Origin of the sequence: Klebsiella sp. CB_Kp196, from assembly GCF_040061575.1 — a bacterium.
Lineage (GTDB): Bacteria > Pseudomonadota > Gammaproteobacteria > Enterobacterales > Enterobacteriaceae > Klebsiella > Klebsiella michiganensis.
The window spans coordinates 23209-41782 of sequence record NZ_JBEAFH010000068.1 but is presented as its reverse complement, the minus strand read 5'-3'; the positions used below and the strand labels follow the sequence as shown (position 1 = coordinate 41782).

At 52.8% G+C, this 18574-nt stretch carries 15 protein-coding genes and 1 pseudogene; 2 read left to right on the top strand and 14 right to left on the bottom strand.

The genetic code is table 11. The features are described from left to right. Positions 1-303: 303 nt before the first annotated feature. The 3 genes from ABLU87_RS24485 to ABLU87_RS24475 form a co-directional block, all read right to left on the bottom strand. On the bottom strand, positions 304-525 hold the full coding sequence (locus ABLU87_RS24485; protein WP_032751522.1) for a hypothetical protein: 222 nt from the start codon (positions 523-525) through the stop codon (positions 304-306). Positions 526-793: 268 nt separating this feature from the next. Next, positions 794-3904, bottom strand: coding sequence for an efflux RND transporter permease subunit (locus ABLU87_RS24480; protein WP_014227025.1), 3111 nt, complete (start codon positions 3902-3904; stop codon positions 794-796). Positions 3905-3917: 13 nt separating this feature from the next. Then, positions 3918-5057: an efflux RND transporter periplasmic adaptor subunit gene (locus tag ABLU87_RS24475; protein ID WP_025108493.1), complete on the bottom strand. Its 1140-nt coding sequence runs from the start codon at positions 5055-5057 to the stop codon at positions 3918-3920. A gap of 378 nt (positions 5058-5435) precedes the next feature. On the opposite strand from ABLU87_RS24475, the gene envR reads away from it, so the two are divergent. Next, positions 5436-6077 carry an acrEF/envCD operon transcriptional regulator gene (gene envR / locus ABLU87_RS24470; RefSeq protein ID WP_004854718.1) on the top strand — a complete coding sequence of 214 codons (642 nt, stop codon included), beginning with the start codon at positions 5436-5438 and terminating at the stop codon, positions 6075-6077. Positions 6078-6150: 73 nt separating this feature from the next. Here the strand turns inward: envR and fis are convergent, their stop codons facing one another. From fis to ABLU87_RS24415, 11 genes and pseudogenes are all read right to left on the bottom strand, one after another. Then, entirely contained in the window at positions 6151-6447 is a 297-nt protein-coding gene (fis, locus tag ABLU87_RS24465; RefSeq protein WP_000462905.1) for a DNA-binding transcriptional regulator Fis, read from the bottom strand. Then, positions 6429-7437 (bottom strand): annotated as a pseudogene (gene dusB / locus ABLU87_RS24460) (tRNA dihydrouridine synthase DusB). The gene fis and the pseudogene dusB overlap by 19 nt, the downstream one beginning before the upstream one ends. A gap of 328 nt (positions 7438-7765) precedes the next feature. After that, positions 7766-8506 carry a carbonic anhydrase family protein gene (locus ABLU87_RS24455; protein ID WP_064375622.1) on the bottom strand — a complete coding sequence of 247 codons (741 nt, stop codon included), beginning with the start codon at positions 8504-8506 and terminating at the stop codon, positions 7766-7768. Between the two features lie 136 nt (positions 8507-8642). Then, the gene (gene prmA / locus ABLU87_RS24450; RefSeq protein ID WP_070596136.1) at positions 8643-9524 is read right to left on the bottom strand and encodes a 50S ribosomal protein L11 methyltransferase; all 882 of its coding nucleotides are present in this window, start codon (positions 9522-9524) and stop codon (positions 8643-8645) included. Positions 9525-9535: 11 nt separating this feature from the next. Continuing rightward, positions 9536-10987 (bottom strand): sodium/pantothenate symporter, encoded by a 1452-nt coding sequence (panF, locus tag ABLU87_RS24445; RefSeq protein ID WP_032751512.1) that lies wholly within the window; start codon positions 10985-10987, stop codon positions 9536-9538. Continuing rightward, a complete protein-coding gene (locus tag ABLU87_RS24440; protein WP_004125848.1) occupies positions 10977-11219 on the bottom strand; it encodes a YhdT family protein in 243 nt (80 codons plus the stop codon). The genes panF and ABLU87_RS24440 overlap by 11 nt, the downstream gene beginning before the upstream one ends. Before the next feature lie 110 nt (positions 11220-11329). After that, positions 11330-12679 carry an acetyl-CoA carboxylase biotin carboxylase subunit gene (accC, locus tag ABLU87_RS24435; protein WP_004125846.1) on the bottom strand — a complete coding sequence of 450 codons (1350 nt, stop codon included), beginning with the start codon at positions 12677-12679 and terminating at the stop codon, positions 11330-11332. Positions 12680-12689: 10 nt separating this feature from the next. Beyond that, positions 12690-13163 carry an acetyl-CoA carboxylase biotin carboxyl carrier protein gene (accB, locus tag ABLU87_RS24430; RefSeq protein ID WP_004125844.1) on the bottom strand — a complete coding sequence of 158 codons (474 nt, stop codon included), beginning with the start codon at positions 13161-13163 and terminating at the stop codon, positions 12690-12692. A 393-nt stretch (positions 13164-13556) separates the two neighbouring features. Next, entirely contained in the window at positions 13557-14156 is a 600-nt protein-coding gene (gene msrQ, locus ABLU87_RS24425) for a protein-methionine-sulfoxide reductase heme-binding subunit MsrQ (protein ID WP_025108489.1), read from the bottom strand. Then, a complete protein-coding gene (gene msrP / locus ABLU87_RS24420) occupies positions 14156-15157 on the bottom strand; it encodes a protein-methionine-sulfoxide reductase catalytic subunit MsrP (protein ID WP_014227018.1) in 1002 nt (333 codons plus the stop codon). Before msrP ends, msrQ begins: the two co-directional genes overlap by 1 nt. A gap of 77 nt (positions 15158-15234) precedes the next feature. Continuing rightward, positions 15235-16209, bottom strand: a complete 975-nt coding sequence (locus ABLU87_RS24415) for an MDR family oxidoreductase (RefSeq protein ID WP_048263765.1) — start codon at positions 16207-16209, stop codon at positions 15235-15237. 219 nt (positions 16210-16428) lie between these two features. Between ABLU87_RS24415 and csrD the strand changes: the two genes are divergently transcribed. Further along, positions 16429-18369 (top strand): RNase E specificity factor CsrD, encoded by a 1941-nt coding sequence (gene csrD, locus ABLU87_RS24410; protein WP_025108487.1) that lies wholly within the window; start codon positions 16429-16431, stop codon positions 18367-18369. Positions 18370-18574: the final 205 nt, after the last annotated feature.

Below are 18574 nucleotides of genomic sequence, written 5' to 3'. Positions count from 1 at the left end.
AGTGAAACGCCGTAGCGCCGATGGTAGTGTGGGGTCTCCCCATGTGAGAGTAGGGCATTGCCAGGCATCAAATAAGTGAAAAGCCCATCCGTCAGGATGGGCTTTTTGCGTTTGTGCTGCGGCGAAAATACCCATTTATACCAGACCTGGCAATGACAATTTGCCCATTTGATCTTATCTAAAGGATCGTTTCCCGAGCTTCAGCTGCCGGTATTGCAGTTTAAGCATTGTGGAGCTTACCTTCGGGGAAAAGCAGTGCCGGAGCTCGCTCCGGCACCTGTCATGGCAGAGAAAAGAAAGGAATTAACGAGTCAACGCCACGATGCCGAGCGTCAGGCCAGCGACGGCAGCTGCGCCCCCGGCAATCGCGCCGGCGGTTTCCCAGTTATCCTGGGTCGTTCCTTTCATACAGGTATTGGTGTGCACTAATCTGCCTTCAGAATCATAGACCGGTACACACGGAGAGTCATGTGCACAGCCGGCGAGTAGCGTTGCCAGCAATGCCACTAGAATAACTTTATTCATGATATTACCTCTAAATAATCCGCTTCGCTGTATTGGAGAACCCATACCTGCGCGGAACGGTTTATTTTATCATCAGCAATATGGGGTGCCGCTAGAGTAAATAATCTCAATTTATGAGTAACGTAAATATCATGAAGAAAACCAGATAACTATGGGGAAATAATGTGTATTGGTTACCGCAGCAATAAATATATTTAATATCATCAGGATAGTTATCGAAACGCAGACGAAAAAAAGGCACCTGAAAGGTGCCTTTAGAAAAACATATTTACTCTGCGTGTTTCGTAAAGCGGCGTCTTACCACGACGAAGAAGACAGGAACAAAGAAGATCGCCAGTAATGTTGCCGTCAGCATTCCGCCCATAACGCCGGTACCGACCGCGTTTTGGGCGCCGCTGCCGGCTCCATGGCTAATAACCAGAGGCAGAACCCCGAGGATAAAGGCCAGCGAAGTCATCAGGATAGGGCGTAAACGCATACGCGATGCTTCAAGTGTGGCTTCGATAATTCCTTTGCCTTCTTTATCCATCAGGTCTTTCGCAAACTCCACGATAAGAATCGCGTTTTTCGCAGAGAGGCCGATAGTTGTTAATAAGCCCACCTGGAAATAAACGTCATTATTAAGCCCGCGTAACGACGCCGCCAGTAATGCACCAACTACCCCTAATGGAACGACGAGCATGACGGAGAAGGGAATAGACCAACTTTCATAAAGCGCCGCAAGACACAGAAAGACAACAATAAGCGAAATGGCGTAGAGCGCGGGCGCCTGATTACCGGATAAACGTTCTTGATAGGACATTCCCGTCCAGTCGTAACCAATACCGGCAGGAAGCTTGCTGGCTAACTGCTCCATTAAAATCATCGCATCGCCGGTACTTTTCCCCGGAGCAGCTTCACCCAAAACTTCCATAGAGGGTAAGCCATTATAGCGCTCCAGGCGCGGTGAACCATAAACCCAGCGTGAGGTGACAAAGGCGGAGAACGGAACCATTTCGCCATTCGCGCTGCGGACGTACATATTATTGATATCGCTCGGCAGCATACGGAATTTTGCATCGGCCTGAACGTAGACTTTTTTCACTCGTCCATGGTCAATAAAGTCGTTGACGTAGTAACCCCCTAGCGCCGCGGAAATGGTTTCATTGATATCGGATAGCGAAATCCCCAGAGCCTGAGCTTTCTCCTGATCAACATCCAGCTTAAATTGCGGCGTGTCTTCGAGCCCGTTGGGGCGAACGCGTACCAGCTGGTCAGGATGCTCTCTCACCATACCCAGAAGTTGATTACGGGCCAGGGTTAACGCGCTATGGCCAAGGTTACCCTGATCGATAAGCTCAAAGTCAAAACCGGTCGCCGTACCCAGCTCGATAATTGCCGGCAGATTGAAAGGAAAGACCATAGCATCTTTAATCTGACTGAAGGCAACGGTCGCACGTTTGATGATTGCCTCAACGCCATTCTCTGCGCCACTGCGTTCTTCCCATGGCTTCAGGCTGACAAACGCCATACCGGAGTTTTGACCCTGACCGCTAAAGCTAAAGCCGTTAACGGTAAAGACGCTTTCAACATTCGCCTTCTCTTTATGCAGATAGTAATCGGTAACCGTATCAAGAACCTTTTGCGTGCGTTCCTGCGTTGCGCCTGAAGGAAGCTGGATCATGGTCATAAATACCCCCTGATCCTCATCCGGCAAGAAGGAGGTGGGCAGGCGCATAAACAGGACGGCCATACCCACAACGATCAGCAAATAGATGATCAGGTAGCGTCCGGTACAGCGCAGGATCCCGCTGACGCTGTTAGTGTAGTGGTTCACGCTACGATCGAATTTCGCATTAAACCAGCCAAAAAATCCTTTTTTCTCATGATGATCGGCTGATGCAGGTTTCAGTAATGTGGCACAAAGCGCAGGGGTCAGGATCAGCGCGACCAGTACGGACAGCGCCATGGCGGAGACGATGGTGATAGAAAATTGCCGATAGATCGCCCCCGTAGAGCCGCCAAAGAAGGCCATCGGGACAAACACTGCCGATAGCACCATGGCAATGCCGACCAGCGCCCCCTGAATTTGCGACATTGATTTTTCCGTCGCTTCTTTGGGGGGAAGCTTCTCTTCTACCATGACGCGTTCGACGTTTTCCACCACCACGATAGCATCGTCGACCAGAAGGCCTATTGCCAGCACCATGCCAAACATCGTTAGCGTATTGATGGAGTAACCGAACATCGCCAGTACGGCAAAGGTCCCGAGCAGGACGACCGGAACCGCAATGGTGGGGATCAGCGTGGCCCGGATATTCTGTAAGAACAGATACATCACCAGGAAGACGAGGATAATCGCTTCAAACAGCGTCTTCACAACCTCATGAATAGAGATTTTCACAAACGGCGTAGTGTCGTAGGGATAGACGACCTTCATCCCCTGCGGGAAGTACGGCTGCAGTTCGGCAAGCTTCGCTTTAATCGCGGCGGCGGTATCAAGGGCATTGGCGCCGGTAGCGAGCTTAATTCCCAGTCCTGAAGCCGGTTTTCCATTGATTTTTGCGACAACGTTGTAGTTTTCACCTCCCAGCTCAATACGTGCCACATCTTTCAGGTGCACCACTGAGCCATCCGCGTTCACGCGCAAAGTCACTTTGCCAAACTCTGCCGGATCTTTCAGTCGCGTCTGAGCAATAATGGATGCATTTAGCTGCTGGCCTTTAAGGGCCGGCGTACCGCCAAGCTGGCCTGCTGCAATCTGATCGTTCTGTACCTGCAGTTGGTTAATGACGTCGACAGGCGTGAGGTTGTACTTATTCAGGAGATTACCGTCCAGCCAGACGCGCATGGCATACTGCGCGCCGAAGAGCTGTACATCGCCGACGCCGTTAAGGCGGCTGATGGTATCTTTGACGTTCGATGCAACGTAGTCGGATATATCATCCTGAGTGGTGCTCGTGTTATCGGAGATGAATCCGGCAACCATCAGGAAACTACTGCTTGATTTCTCGACGCTAATCCCCTGCTGCTGTACTTCCTGAGGAAGAAGCGGCGTCGCCAGCTGCAGTTTATTCTGCACCTGAACTTGCGCAATATCCGGATCCGTACCTGATTTAAAGGTCAGGGTGATGGTAACGCCGCCTGCGGAATCGCTGGTTGAGGACATGTACATCAGATTATCGATACCGTTCATGTTCTGTTCGATAACCTGAGTCACCGTATCCTGAACGGTTTGTGCGTCCGCACCTGGATAGGTTGCGGAGATGGCCACCGCTGGCGGCGCGATAGTCGGGTATTGTGCAATCGGTAGCTGCATAATTGCGAGGCCACCGGCAATCATCATGATGATCGCCAGCACCCAGGCGAAGACCGGTCGATGGATAAAAAACTTAGACATAGGGATTCGTACCTTATTGCGCGACGGACGTCGCGGTATCCTCTTCGGCCTTCACGGTGACGCCGGGACGTACTTTCTGCAGACCGCTGACGATAACCTTTTCACCGGCTTTCAGACCGCTCGTGATTAACCACTTATCGCCAATCGCCTGTGAGGCTGTGACGGCTCGTGTTTCCACCTGGTTTTTATCATTAACGAGCATCACGCTGGCATCGCCGCGCGGCGTTCGGGTGACTCCCTGCTGAGGAACGAGAATGGCATCCGGTGAAACGCCCTCATCAATGCGGGCGCGAACAAACATCCCTGGCAGCAGAGCGTGCTGTGGGTTGGGGAAGATGGCGCGAAGCGTAATAGAGCCGGTGCTCTCATCTACCGTGACGTCAGAGAACTGCAGCGTGCCCTGAAGCGCATAAGGTTTTCCGTTTTCCATAATCAACTGCACGCTTTTGGTGCCACTGCCGTGCTGCAGGCTTTCCTGTTTCAGGCGCATGAAATCATTACTGGATTCAGTGACATCCACATAAATGGGATCGAGCTGCTGTACCGTCGCCATCGCGTCAGCCTGACCATTTGTCACCAGGGCACCTTCGGTCACGCTGGATTTGCCGATGCGGCCGCTGATTGGCGACGTCACTTTTGTGTACGCCAGGTTAATACGCGCGCTTTCCACGGCTGCCTTTGCGGCAATAACATCGGCATCGGCCTGGCGCGCGGTCGCCACCGCCTGATCGTATTCTTGCTGGCTGATATATTTTGTGCCGAGAAGAGGCGCGTAGCGTTTTACCGTTAAGTGGGCGATAGCCGCCGCGGCTTCTGCTTTCGCTTCATCACCTTTTGTGCTGTTGTAAGCCGCCTGATAGGTCGCCGGATCGATTTGATAAAGAGACTGTCCAGCGGTGACATCGCTACCTTCGACAAAGTTACGTTGCAGGATAATTCCGCTGACCTGCGGGCGGACTTCCGCGACGCGGTAGGCTGATGTGCGGCCAGGTAGCTCCGTGGTGACGGACAGCGGCGCGCTGTGTACGACATAAACGGAGACCTGAGGTATCTGCGCATGCGGTTGCCGATCGCCTGAATTATCGCAACCGCTGAGCAGGATGGCCGGGATGATAAGGCTGGATAAAAGTGTAACCCTGACATGAGGTGTCATTGCTGTTCCTTATAGATTATGAGCCAGGCATGGCCACGAATCTGTGCAAGAAATAATGAATTAAAATGCGGTTTGTTATCCTACAAATAAAAAACGATGGATGTAAGACATAGTTATTTTTTAGCCATCAGCAAGGCACGTAAAAACAAAATATCAGGAATAATGTTTTTAGAATGAACTTAAATTAAAATTTGCTTACATTGATATTTAATATATGAATATATTTATCTTAATTATTCTTGCGGTGTATTTATTGGAGAGCGTTTGAGATTTAACTCATCTGTATTTTTGCTAAACAATATTGATTGTCAGATGTTAGGTTTATAGGTATCCAGTGATTTCCCCACACTCTCAATCTGGCGTTGAGTGGAGCACCGTATGCCCAGAAGAACGAAAGAAGATGCGTTAAAGACGCGGCAGCTTCTGATTGAGTCTGCCATTCAGCAGTTTGCCTTACGTGGCGTGACCAGCACGACCTTAGCCGATATCGCTGATGCTGCTGGCGTGACGCGCGGAGCGGTGTACTGGCACTTTGCAAGCAAAGCTGAGCTATTTAATGAAATGTGGCAACAGCAGCTGCCGCTACGCGACCTGCTTCAGCATGAATTTAACCTTAAAGACGATCAGGATCCGCTCAGCACGCTACGAGAGAAATTTATTATTGGCTTACAATATATCGCCAATAATCCCCGTCAACGTGCCTTAATGCAAATTCTGTATCAGAAGTGTGAGTTTTCCAGCGACATGATGCCGGAAGCTGAGATTCGCAAGAGAATTGGTTTTAGCTATCCGATTATTCGCAGCATTTTGCAGCTCTGTATTCGTAACGGATTATTGCCAGCGGAAACCAATGTTGAAATTTCATTAATTGTATTACACAGCGCATTTACCGGTATTATTAAAAACTGGCTGGTGGAGCCCGGGCAATTCGATCTGTATCGCCAGGCACCCGCCCTGGTTGATAATATTATGTCAATCCTTTGCGGGGCTAATGGGCGGCAGACGATAGCCAGCCATTAAAATTCATGTAATAAAAAAGGCGCTTCCCCATGCCGAAGAGCGCCTTTTATATCAAACATTTAACTGATTAGTATCAGTTCATGCCGTATTTTTTCAATTTTTTACGCAGAGTACCACGGTTGATGCCCATCATCAGAGCAGCACGGGTCTGGTTACCGCGGGTGTATTGCATCACCATGTCCAACAGGGGCTGTTCTACTTCAGCCAGTACCAGCTCATACAGGTCATTAACATCCTGACCGTTCAGTTGAGCAAAATAGTTCTTCAGTGCCTGTTTAACCGAGTCACGCAGGGGCTTTTGAGTTACCTGATCCTGAGAGTTAACGGTAGAAACGGTCAGTACGTCAGAATTTACGCGTTGTTCGAACATAGTTCTGTCAGCTCTTTATTTCTATTACGCAAAATTTTCGAAGTATGCCTCCAACGCCTCCAGCTGTTCGCTGGAATCTTCTATGGCGTTGAATGTGCGCCGAAACTGGTCATCTGGAGCGTGTTCCTGCAGATACCAGGATACGTGTTTGCGTGCGATTCGGTACCCTTTTGCCTGGCCATAAAAGCCATGCAGTTCCCGAACGTGTGCACAAAGCAAGCGCTTAACCTCTGCCAACGGCAGCGGCGGCAGCAGCTCTCCAGTGTCCAGATAGTGCTGGATTTCCCGAAAGATCCAGGGTCTTCCCTGAGCTGCACGGCCTATCATAAGGGCATCTGCCCCCGTATAGTCGAGCACAGCTCTGGCTTTAAGCGGGTCAGTAATGTCACCATTCGCGATAACCGGAATGGAAACTTTCTGCTTAACTGCCCGAATACTGTCGTACTCAGCATCTCCGTTAAACAAACAGGCGCGCGTGCGTCCGTGAATAGTCAGAGCCTGAATGCCACATTCTTCAGCCAGTTGGGCAATTTCTACACAGTTACGGTGTTCCGGTTCCCAACCGGTGCGAATCTTGAGAGTTACGGGAACGTCCACTGCTTTGACGACCGCCGTCAGGATAGACTTCACCTGCTCGGGGTACTGCAAGAGGGCTGAACCTGCAAGCTTTCGATTCACTTTTTTAGCCGGGCATCCCATATTGATATCAATAATTTGGGCGCCGCTTTCCACGTTAATACGGGCGGCTGCAGCCATCTCTTCCGGTACGCTACCGGCGATTTGCACGGTACGAATACCGGGCTCATCAACGTGCACCATCCGTAAGCGTGACTTGTCGCTCTCCCAAACCTGCGGGTTGGAGGACATCATCTCGGATACGGTCAATCCTGCTCCCATCTCGTAACACAACGTGCGGAATGGCCTGTCAGTAATGCCAGCCATAGGCGCTGCGATGAGTCGATTCCTGAGCTGGTAGTGTCCGATGCGCATGAGTTAAGAAATGACCATACTGTGACTGCAAGGCGGCGTATATTACGCATTTTTTGCACGAGATGAAAGGCCAAACTTTGAGCAATCCTCTGCGGTGGATCAAAGAATCGCCTTGCAGGTCAGTGTGCATGAATAATTAGCTATATAAATCATTGCATTAAAAACATGTGATGAATTTATCTACACATATAATTTTGTCTAACTTCTCATTTTTTCTTCCCGGCACAGGGAACGGGCAAGATAATCTGCTGAAGAAATCAGCAAATTACCTTGGCTTTATGTGAGTTGGCTCTCATTTCAGAACATGATCGTGAAGCACAGCTGATGTTTATTCTATGACCACGCGACCATTCAGCGGCTGTATCGGACGATTGTTATCGTGATGCATAGCGTGGCTAAATTTTGCCAGCTGCGCTGATGAAAGTGTCAGGGGATGTTTAAGCACAATCCAGGTTACCCCCTCGGAGCAAGGCGGCGTGGTCAGGGAGCCGCTGAAACGCCAGTATGTCTTGTCTGCGGGAAGAAGGGCGTTGAGATCCATTTGGGTGACGATTTTAGCCGTCTGATCGGCTTTCTCGGGCATGGTGGCCCACAGTTTGTTCAGTTCGCTATTTTCCGCGCCCTGGTCGAACATCACCGCCACGACGGCAACGGCGCCTTGAGCGCTTTTATGTACCAGATGCATCTCCATCGCATAGTGCTTACCGTGAACGGTGTTTTCGCTCGGGGCATGAAAATGGAACTGCTGAAGGGTAAATGGCGTACCGTCAATCGTAACGGTATCCGCTGTTGTGGTCTTTAACCCCGCCTGGATAGTGTGACCATTGTTGATGAGCGTAATGGGGCCATCGATGTAGTGCGTATCCAGCGGTGAAAGGTGTGTCTTAAACGTGGTATCGATGTTGATAGGGGATTGATTCATGCCATTTTGACAGGTTTTGTACTCCTCATTGAGCGCCCCCCAGTGTTCCGGCGAACCTTCGCCTTCATAGCTCCAGTGGGAAGCGAAAACCGTCACGGGCATCATGCTTAACGCCAATAATGCCGCCTTGCCTAAAGATGTTTTCATATCATTCGTCCAATGAATAAATTTATGATTTTATTGGTAACTACAATACGTTACCGCATCATCTTATTCTCATTGAGCGAATGATTTTGTACAGAAAGCGCGAAAAGCGGTGGCCTGCGATGAGGCCACAGGGAGATTACTTTTTATAACCGGTGATCCGGCACCACTCCTCTTTCTCCACGACGGGATCGAGGTTAAAGAGATCGGCGTACGCTTCACAAACGCTTTCCGCCTGGCTGGCAAGGATGCCGGAAAGCCCCAGCAGACCGCCTGTAACCGGCAGCACGCTGATAAGCGGAGCCAGTTCGCGTAATGGGCCTGCCAGAATGTTTGCGACCACCACATCGGCTTTCATCGCCTCTGGCTGATCTTTAGGCAGATAGAGTTCCAGGCGTTCAGAAACCCCGTTACGCTCGGCATTATCGCGGCTGGCCTGAATGGCCTGCGGGTCGATATCAATACCGATAGCTTTCGCGGCGCCCAGCTTTAATGCCGCAATGGCCAGAATGCCTGAGCCGCAGCCAAAATCGATAATCGTTTTGCCCGCGAGATCGAGGCCATCCAGCCACTGCAGGCACATTGCCGTGGTGGGATGCGTACCGGTACCAAACGCCAGGCCCGGGTCGAGCATCACGTTAACGGCGTTTTCATCCGGCACATCGCGCCAGCTCGGGCAGATCCACAGGCGTTTACCGAAGCACATAGGGTGGAAGTTATCCATCCATTCGCGCTCCCAGTCCTTGTCTTCCAGTTGTTCGATTTTATGCACGAAACCGGCGCCCAGCAGCGGATTCTGCTCCAGCATCGCGATCGCTTCTTTCATATCGGTCTCGGCGTCAAACAGGCCGATAACGTCAGTATCGCCCCACAGACGGGTTTCGCCCGGCAGAGGTTCGAATACCGGCGTGTCGTGCGTATCCTGGAAAGTAATGGAAACGGAACCCGCTTCCATTAACGCATCGCTCAGCTCTTCCGCGTTCGCGCCGGTAGTGTTCAGTTTCAGTTGGATCCATGGCATGGCAAAACTCTTTATTTATCAGTAGTCAATACGGCGGCTTGCGGGGCGGAGGTACCGAACCGGTTTCCGACCAGGAAAGCCAATAAGCTTAACAGCAACGCGGGCACTATCGGATGGAAGCCCAGGTACTGCAGATTAAAAGTGGCGAGTATGGCATAGAGTACGCCGCCGACGATCATCGCGCTCAACGCCCCTTTCGCGTTCGCGCGTTCCCAGTACAGGCCCAGCACCAGCGGCCATAAGAACACGGCCTCCAGGCCACCGAACGCCAGCAGGTTGAGCCAGATAATCATCTCAGGCGGACGCCAGGCTGCCAGCAGCAGTAAAGCGCCCAGCAGCAAGGTGATCGTTGCCGACATCCGCTTCAACCGGGCTTCATTTGTTATCTGCTCGGGGCGCAGATTCAGATACAGATCTTTAATGATCGTAGCGGAACTTTGCAGCAGCTGGGCGTTGATCGTCGACATAATGGCGGCCATCGGCGCGGCGAGGAAGATCCCGGCGGCAAAGGGCGGCAAGACTTTCACCATGAGCGTCGGGATGACCAGATCCGGCACCGTCAGATCCGGGATCACCGCCCGGCCTAACGCACCCGCAAGATGCATCCCAAACATCAGGATCGCCACCACGATGGTGCCAATGATAATTCCCCGGTGCACCGCTTTGCTGTCTTTATAGGAGATGCAGCGAACGGCGGTGTGCGGGAGGCCAATCACCCCGAAGCAGACCAGCACCCAGAAGGAGGTCATAAAGGTGGGGGAAAGAATGTCATCAGCCCCCTGCGGGGAAACCAGCTTAGGATCGATGGTTTGCAGGGTTTCTACCGCATTATGTAGCCCGCCCGCCGCATGAACGACGCCAACCAGCAGGACGATAGTGCCGACCAGCATCACCATTCCCTGGAGCGTGTCGTTGAGGACGCTGGCACGAAAACCGCCGAACGCGGTATAGAGCGCGATACTCACGCCAAAAATCAGCAGACCGGTTTCGTAGGGAATACCCGCTGCGGTTTCCAGCAACCGCGCCCCGCCGATGAACTGCACCGTCATTGCCCCGACAAACGCCACCAGAAGGCTCAGGCTCGCGAGCCAGACCAGCAGACGGCTTTGGTAGCGGGCAAAGAGCATATCGTTCAGGGTTACGGCATTATAGCGGCGCGCCAGAATGGCGAATTTCTTACCCAAAATCCCCAAAGAAAGCCAGATCGCCGGAAGTTGGATCATCGCCAGAAGCACCCAGCCGAGGCCATATTTATAGGCCGCGCCGGGGCCGCCTATAAACGAACTGGCGCTGATATAGGTAGCGGTAAGCGTCATGGCTAATACAATGCCGCCCATCGAGCGGCTGCCGAGAAAATATTCGTTCAGGAAGGAACCCGTTGCGCGCTTACGCATTGCATAGATGGAGAGAGCAAACACCACCAGCAGGTAGGCGATAAGCGGCAGTATGACTTCAAGCTGCATCGTCATCCTCCAGAGGAATATCGCGATAGATAACTTTTACCATCGCCCAGCACAGCAGAATAAACACCAGCGGTACCAGCAGGCAGGCCATTTCGAACCAGTGCGGTAGGCCGGTTAGGCCAATACCGACGCCCGGCAGATAGGCGGCAGCCAGCCAGGCCGCAAGATAGAGAAGGGTTAGCCACAGCGCCCAGCGCGCCTCTTTATGGGCCTGAACAAAGCGTTTGTCCATTTTTTGTCCCTTGAGGATAAAGAAAGCGGGGATTGTACCGCATGGAAAAGAGGAGAGGAGAGAAAAAGAAAAAAGGCCGGATTATCCGGCCTTTTGCAGCGATGGCAGAATTACTTCTCCTGCAATCCGAGTTTTTTCTCCAGATAGTGGATATTGGTGCCACCATTCTGGAAATGCTCGTCGTTCATGATGCGAATCTGCAGATCAACGTTGGTTTTGATGCCATCGATAATCAGCTCCTGCAGCGCATTTTTCATGCGGGCAATCGCGACATCACGGTTTTCGCCATAGCAGATCAGCTTACCGATCATTGAGTCATAGTACGGAGGCACGGTGTAGCCCGCGTAGATGTGAGACTCCCAGCGCACGCCAAAACCGCCCGGCGCGTGGAAGCGGGTAATTTTACCCGGGCTCGGCAGGAAGGTGTTCGGGTCTTCGGCGTTGATACGGCATTCCACCGCATGGCCTTTAACCACAACTTCTTCCTGCTTGATGGACAGCGGCTGGCCGGCTGCGATGCGCAGCTGCTCTTTAATCAGGTCGACGCCGGTGATCATTTCGGTTACCGGGTGTTCAACCTGAATACGGGTGTTCATTTCGATGAAATAGAACTCGCCGTTTTCGAACAGGAACTCAAAAGTACCCGCGCCGCGATAGCCGATATCGACGCACGCTTTGGAGCAACGCTCGCCGATATAGCGACGCAGTTCCGGCGTAATGCCCGGCGCTGGCGCCTCTTCGACCACTTTCTGGTGACGACGCTGCATGGAGCAGTCGCGCTCAGCCAGATAGATAGCGTTACCCTGACCGTCAGCCAGTACCTGGATCTCGATGTGACGAGGATTCTCCAGGTATTTCTCCATATACACCATGTCGTTGTTAAACGCGGCTTTGGCTTCCGCTTTGGTCATGGAGATGGATTGCGCCAGCTCAGCATCGCTGCGCACAACGCGCATACCGCGACCGCCGCCGCCGCCGGAGGCTTTGATAATCACCGGGTAGCCAATGCGTTTTGCATGGGCGCGGTTAACGTCCATATCTTCGCCCAGCGGGCCATCAGAGCCCGGTACGGTCGGAACGCCCGCTTTCTTCATCGCGGTGATCGCAGACACTTTGTCGCCCATCAGGCGGATTGTGTCAGCTTTCGGGCCGATAAAGATAAAGCCGGAACGCTCAACCTGCTCAGCGAAGTTTGCGTTTTCGGACAAAAATCCGTAACCCGGGTGAATAGCCACCGCGCCGGTGATTTCAGCAGCGCTGATAATCGCCGGGATATTGAGGTAGCTTTTTACGGACGGAGCCGGGCCGATACAGACCGTCTCATCCGCTAACAATACGTGTTTTAAATCGCGATCCGCCGTTGAGTGCACAGCAACGGTCTTGATGCCCAGTTCTTTACAGGCACGCAGGATACGCAATGCAATCTCGCCGCGGTTGGCGATAACAATTTTATCCAGCATGTTCGCCTCGTTATTCGATGACGACCAGTGGCTCGTCAAATTCTACCGGTTGACCACTTTCGACCAGAATGGCTTTCACCACGCCGGATTTATCGGCTTCGATCTGGTTCATCATTTTCATGGCTTCAACGATGCACAGGGTATCGCCCGCGTTAACTTTCTGACCGATTTCGATGAAGGCTTTCGCGTCCGGGCTCGGGGTGCGGTAGAAAGTACCAACCATTGGGGAACGTACGATGTGGCCACTGATTTCCGCTGCCGCAGGGGCTTCCATTGCTGGCGTTGCCGCAGAGGCGACTGCGTTAGACAGCGCTGGCTGTTGCTGCATCATCGGTGCGGCGTAAGCCTGTTGCATCACCGGGAAACCTGCGTTTGGCGCGGCACGGCTGATGCGTACAGACTCTTCGCCTTCAGAAATTTCCAGTTCGGAGATGCCTGATTCTTCAACCAGCTCGATCAGTTTTTTAATCTTACGAATATCCATGAGTGGGTTCCGTACTCTTTGTTTAGTGTGATTGTGACAGGCGTGTTAGCACCGTCTGTAAAGCATATGAATTACTGCTGTTGCAAGACGCCGCGCTTCTTCAGAAGCCGACAGGTTAAGCCTCCGATGCTCGAAAGCAAAAAGCGAAACTTATCGGCCAATATGCGGCTATCTTCTGCCATTCTCGGGTAAAAAACAAAATATACCTTCGATGCGCGATTGTCACCTTTTCGGGACTCAAAAAGCCCGTCAGGAAAACCAAAGTCGCACATTATAACGATTTCGTAGCATTTGGCAGCTAAATACTGGTCTTATCAGGGAAGATTATCAACCGCTATCGTGTAAAGAGTGGCGGTTGATAAAAGAACTGCGGGAAACTGCACATATCCGGAATTAGCGCCACCACTGGCGGAACTTCTTATATCGCCATGCTAAAAGCAGGATCGCCAGCAGCGCATAAATGAGCGGTTGGGGGGATAAAATCTTCACCGACCATAGGTAGTGAATGGGGGCGAGGATCGCGACAACATAGACGAAGTTATGCAATGTTTGCCAGCGACGACCCAATCTTCGCTGCATCGCTTGCGTTGACGTCGCCGCCAGCGCCAGCAGAATCAGCCAGCTGATTAACCCCAGCGTCAGATAAGGGCGGGTGAGGACTTCTGTACCCAATAGCGCCAGATTGTTAATCCCAAGTTCGAGCAGCGTATAGCTGGTCAAATGCAGCGTAGCCCAGGCAAAGCACCATAAACCAAGTAAGCGCCGGGTGCGTATCAATAACGGCTGTTTAGCGTAGCGCGCCAGCGGCGAAACAAGCAAGGTAGCCAGCAGGAATTTAAGAGCCATCCTACCGGTAAAGTGCTGGATATCCTTTGCCGGGTCGGCGCTGAAATACCCCTGATGTCCGGCCCAGAAGAGCCAGACAAAAGGCAAAAATCCGGCCAGATGGAGAAACACTTTCAGCCAGGTAATCTGCTTTACAGTCAGGCGCACTAGTAATTCTCCCGCAAATTCAGGCCCCGGTAGAGCGAAGCCACTTCGTCAGCATAGCCGTTGAAGAGCAGTGTTGGCTGGCGTTTGACGTCGAGTACGCCGCCTGCGCCGATAAAGCGCTCAGTTGCCTGCGACCAGCGGGGGTGATCGACATGCGGATTGACGTTGGCGTAGAAGCCATACTCCTCAGGTCCGGCGAGGTTCCAGGTCGTGGGGGGACGTTCACGCGTCAGCTCGATACTGACGATAGACTTAATCCCTTTGAAACCGTACTTCCAGGGCACGGTGAGTCGGACCGGCGCACCGTTTTGCGGAGGCAGCGCTTTGCCATACACGCCTACGCTAAGCAGCGTCAGAGGATGCATGGCCTCGTCGAGCCGCAGCCCTTCGACATAGGGATACGCCAGCCCGCCGCCGATAAAACGGTCTTTTTGACCCGGCATCTGCTCAGGCGCATAAAGCGTTTTAAACGCGACGTAGCGCGCATTGCTGGTGGGCTCGACCAGCGATAACAATTTATGCAGCGGGAAGCCGACCCAGGGAATCACCATCGACCAGGCTTCGACGCAGCGCATCCGGTAAATTCGCTCTTCCAGCGGAAATCGGCTGGTCAGGTCGTCATGATCGAGCGTAAGGGGTTTTGCCACTTCGCCGCCAATCGTCAGCGTCCAGGGATCAGTGCGCAGGCTTCCGGCATTGGCCGCCGGATCGGCTTTATCCAGGCCGAACTCATAAAAGTTGTTGTAGCCTGATACCTTATCTTCCGGCGTGAGCGTGAGAGTGTTTTGCCATTGCGCCGGTTTATCGAACGTCAGCGCTTTACCTGCCGGCGCCGGCGGGCGGTCGTTGCCTTTAAACCAATCCAGCAGGTCAGCTTGCGCGGAGGGTGAGAGGGAAAGGGCGGTGGCGCTAATTCCCAACATTTTCAGGATCTGGCGACGCTGCAGCATAAAAACGGATTCTGCCGTTACGTCGGCTTCCGTCAGTTTTTTGGATTTCATGGCATCCTCCGTCGTGCGTTTTTCTTAGCATGACGGAGGCGGAGCGTTATTGCGAATATGTCACGAAAAATTGCAGATTAGGCGATTTTAACCAGCGTGCGCCCCTGAATCTTATTGGTCATGATCTTATCGGCAAATTCAGGGGCTTCGGCGAGGGAGATTTCCGTCGCGCTTTGCGCATAGAAGGATTCCGGCAGATCGCGCACCAGACGCTGCCAGGCCTCGGCCCGGCGCGCGGCTGGCGTCATTACCGAATCAACGCCCTGCAGGCGCACGTTACGCAGAATAAACGGCATCACGGTCGTGGGCAGGGCAAAGCCGCCTGCCAGACCGCAGGCCGCCACGCAGCCGCCGTAGTTCATCTGCGCCAGCACTTTTGCCAGCACCTTATCGCCAACGGTATCAACGGCACCGGCCCACAGCTGTTTTTCCAGCGGGCGGGTTTCGGCGAACTCATCGCGGCTAAGAATGCGCTGCGCGCCGAGGTTTTTAAGATATTCATGGGTGCTTTCGCGCCCGGAAACCGCCGCCACCTTGTACCCGAGATGATGCAGCAAAGCGACCGCGGTGCTGCCGACGCCGCCGCTGGCCCCGGTGACCACGACTTCGCCATCTTCCGGACTAACCCCGGCGTCTTCCAGCGCCATCACGCACAGCATCGCGGTGAAACCAGCGGTCCCAATGACCATGGCTTTACGACCATCCAGGCCTTGCGGCATCGCCACCAGCCAGTCGCCTTTAACGCGAGCGCGCTCCGCCAGTCCGCCCCAGTGGTTTTCCCCCACGCCCCATCCGGTCAGCAGGACTTGCTGGCCGGCGTGGAAACGCGGATCCTCGCTGCTGTGGACAAAACCAGCAAAATCGATGCCAGGAATCATCGGAAAGTTGCGGATAATTTTTCCTTTACCGGTGATGGCCAGCGCATCTTTATAGTTAAGGCTGGACCAGTGGATATCCACTGTCACATCCCCCTGCGGCAGCTGGCTGGCGTCAATGGTTTGCACCGAAGAGAGAGTTTTGCCATCCTGCTGTTCTAAGATTAAAGCCTGCATGCGCCGGTCCTCATAGGTTGGATGATTGGAAAATTTTTTCTGCAGACTATACTCGCTAACGGCATTATTACACCGATGTAACGCAATAAATTGCCAGATGCGCCAGCTTTGATAGTATGCGTCGCTCTTTAGAAAGTTAGTGCTTACTTTAGTTTAGGCGCCAGCACAGGAGCCCGGATGTTTATCGGGTAGTCATTCACACGCGGAGTTAACACAGGGATGCGATTAACGACGAAATTCTCAGCGTTTGTCACGTTACTCACCAGCCTGACGATCTTTGTCACGCTGATTGGCGCTTCGCTGAGTTTTTACAACGGCATTCAGCTAAAAATGACCAACCGCGTTCAGGCGGTGGCGACCATGCTGGATAACCGTCTGGTCTCTATGTCTTTTGACCAGATTGAACCGCAGATGGATGAGCTGATGACGCCGATCGACGCGACGCGCGTTGACTTTCAGCTTAATGGCAAATCGGTCTATAGCCATTCCCGCACCGATAACTATCGTCCTTTAGGTAGCAGCAATCAGTTTCGCGATATCACGGTACCGTCGCTCAAGCAGCCCGGTATGGCAATCCATCTGGTGTACCTGGATCCGATGGCCAATTACTTCCGTTCACTGCACATCACCGCGCCGCTCTCCATCGCCATTGGTTTTATGGTGCTGATTATCTTTTTTTCCGTACGCTGGATCCGTCGCCAGCTGGCGGGCCAGGAGCTACTGGAACTCCGCACTGCGCGTATTCTTAATGGCGAACGCGGACCGCAGGTGCGAGGGTCGGTACACGAGTGGCCAGCGAATACCAGTAGCGCGCTGGATATGCTGCTATCCGAACTTCAGTTCGCCAGCGATCAGCGAAGCCGTATGGATACTCTGATCCGTTCCTATGTCGCGCAGGATTCAAAAACCGGGCTGAGTAACCGATTATTTTTTGATAATCAGCTGTCGACGCTGCTTGAAGATCAGGAGAAAGTGGGGTCATACGGCATCGTAATGATGATCCGCCTGCCGGATTTCGACCTGCTGCGCGATAACTGGGGACGCGCAGCGACCGAAGAGCACTACTTTACGCTGATCAATATGCTTTCCACTTTTATTATGCGCTACCCTGGCGCACTGCTGGCTCGCTACCACCGCAGCGATTTTGCCGTCCTGCTTCCGCATCGCACGTTGAAAGAGGCGGACAGCATTGCCGGGTTACTCCTGAAAGCCATGGATGCCCTGCCGCCGACGCGAATTCTCGATCGTGACGATATGATGCATATCGGGATCTGCGCTTTCCGCAGCGGACAAACGGCGGCCCAGGTAATGGAGCATGCGGAAGCGGCCACGCGTAATGCGGTGCTGCAGGGCAGCAACAGCTGGGCCGTCTATGACGATTCTCTGCCGGAGAAAGGGCGTGGCAACGTGCGCTGGCGTACGCTTATCGAGCAAATGCTTAGCCGCGGCGGCCCGCGACTTTACCAGAAACCCGCCGTCACTCGTGATGGTCGCGTACATCATCGTGAGCTAATGTGCCGTCTTTATGATGGTAAGGAAGAGGTGATTGCGGCCGAATATATGCCGATGGTGCTGCAGTTTGGCCTGGCGGAGGAGTATGACCGTTTGCAAATTACGCGATTGCTGCCGTTTTTAGGCTTTTGGCCGGAAGAAAACCTCGCGCTGCAGGTGACGGTCGAGTCCTTGATCCGCCCTCGATTCCAGCGCTGGCTGCGCGATACTTTGATGCAATGCGAAAAATCGCACCGTCGACGTATTATTTTTGAACTTGCAGAGGCGGATGTTTGTCAATATATCGGCCGCCTGCAGCCGGTTATGCGGTTGGTTAACGCTTTAGGTATTCGAATTGCCGTGGTTCAGGCCGGTTTGACGCTGGTTGGAACCAGCTGGATCAAGCAGCTCGATGTTGAAGTGATTAAGCTGCATTCGGGGTTATCGCGCAATATAGAAAAACGCAGTGAAAATCAGCTGCTGGTGCAGAGCCTGGTAGAAGCCTGTAAAGGAATGCCGGTTCAGGTTTTCGCAACCGGCGTACTCAGCCGAAGCGAGTGGCAGGTGCTGTCTCAATGCGGTGTTACCGGTGGCCAGGGGGAATTTTTTGCCGCCTCACAGCCACTTGACACAAATGTGAAAAAATATTCGCAAAGATACTCTGTTTGATCTGCCGTTTAGCGTGATTTCACGTAGAATAATGCGCGCCATAGTGATGGGGGTGTGCTTGTCTACCTGCCGGATTGTCGCAATGTAAATGCCAGTGAATGACCTTTGACAGGTTGCAGATTCAAGCGCGGAGCGCTGCTGAAGATTTCTGCGTTGGACGGACTCAGTCAAATTTGTAACAAAGGTAACGAACTGCACTAATTTT

Excerpts from the sequence above, each read along its gene's own strand:
- accB (WP_004125844.1), bottom strand. The coding sequence starts at position 13,163 with ATGGATATTCGTAAGATTAAAAAACTGATCGAGCTGGTTGAAGAATCA.
- csrD (WP_025108487.1), top strand. The coding sequence starts at position 16,429 with ATGCGATTAACGACGAAATTCTCAGCGTTTGTCACGTTACTCACCAGC.
- envR (WP_004854718.1), top strand. The coding sequence starts at position 5,436 with ATGCCCAGAAGAACGAAAGAAGATGCGTTAAAGACGCGGCAGCTTCTG.
- ABLU87_RS24455 (WP_064375622.1), bottom strand. The coding sequence starts at position 8,506 with ATGAAAACATCTTTAGGCAAGGCGGCATTATTGGCGTTAAGCATGATG.
- panF (WP_032751512.1), bottom strand. The coding sequence starts at position 10,987 with ATGCAGCTTGAAGTCATACTGCCGCTTATCGCCTACCTGCTGGTGGTG.
- ABLU87_RS24485 (WP_032751522.1), bottom strand. The coding sequence starts at position 525 with ATGAATAAAGTTATTCTAGTGGCATTGCTGGCAACGCTACTCGCCGGC.
- ABLU87_RS24480 (WP_014227025.1), bottom strand. The coding sequence starts at position 3,904 with ATGTCTAAGTTTTTTATCCATCGACCGGTCTTCGCCTGGGTGCTGGCG.
- ABLU87_RS24475 (WP_025108493.1), bottom strand. The coding sequence starts at position 5,057 with ATGACACCTCATGTCAGGGTTACACTTTTATCCAGCCTTATCATCCCG.
- ABLU87_RS24415 (WP_048263765.1), bottom strand. The coding sequence starts at position 16,209 with ATGCAGGCTTTAATCTTAGAACAGCAGGATGGCAAAACTCTCTCTTCG.
- accC (WP_004125846.1), bottom strand. The coding sequence starts at position 12,679 with ATGCTGGATAAAATTGTTATCGCCAACCGCGGCGAGATTGCATTGCGT.
- msrP (WP_014227018.1), bottom strand. The coding sequence starts at position 15,157 with ATGAAATCCAAAAAACTGACGGAAGCCGACGTAACGGCAGAATCCGTT.
- ABLU87_RS24440 (WP_004125848.1), bottom strand. The coding sequence starts at position 11,219 with ATGGACAAACGCTTTGTTCAGGCCCATAAAGAGGCGCGCTGGGCGCTG.
- fis (WP_000462905.1), bottom strand. The coding sequence starts at position 6,447 with ATGTTCGAACAACGCGTAAATTCTGACGTACTGACCGTTTCTACCGTT.
- prmA (WP_070596136.1), bottom strand. The coding sequence starts at position 9,524 with ATGCCATGGATCCAACTGAAACTGAACACTACCGGCGCGAACGCGGAA.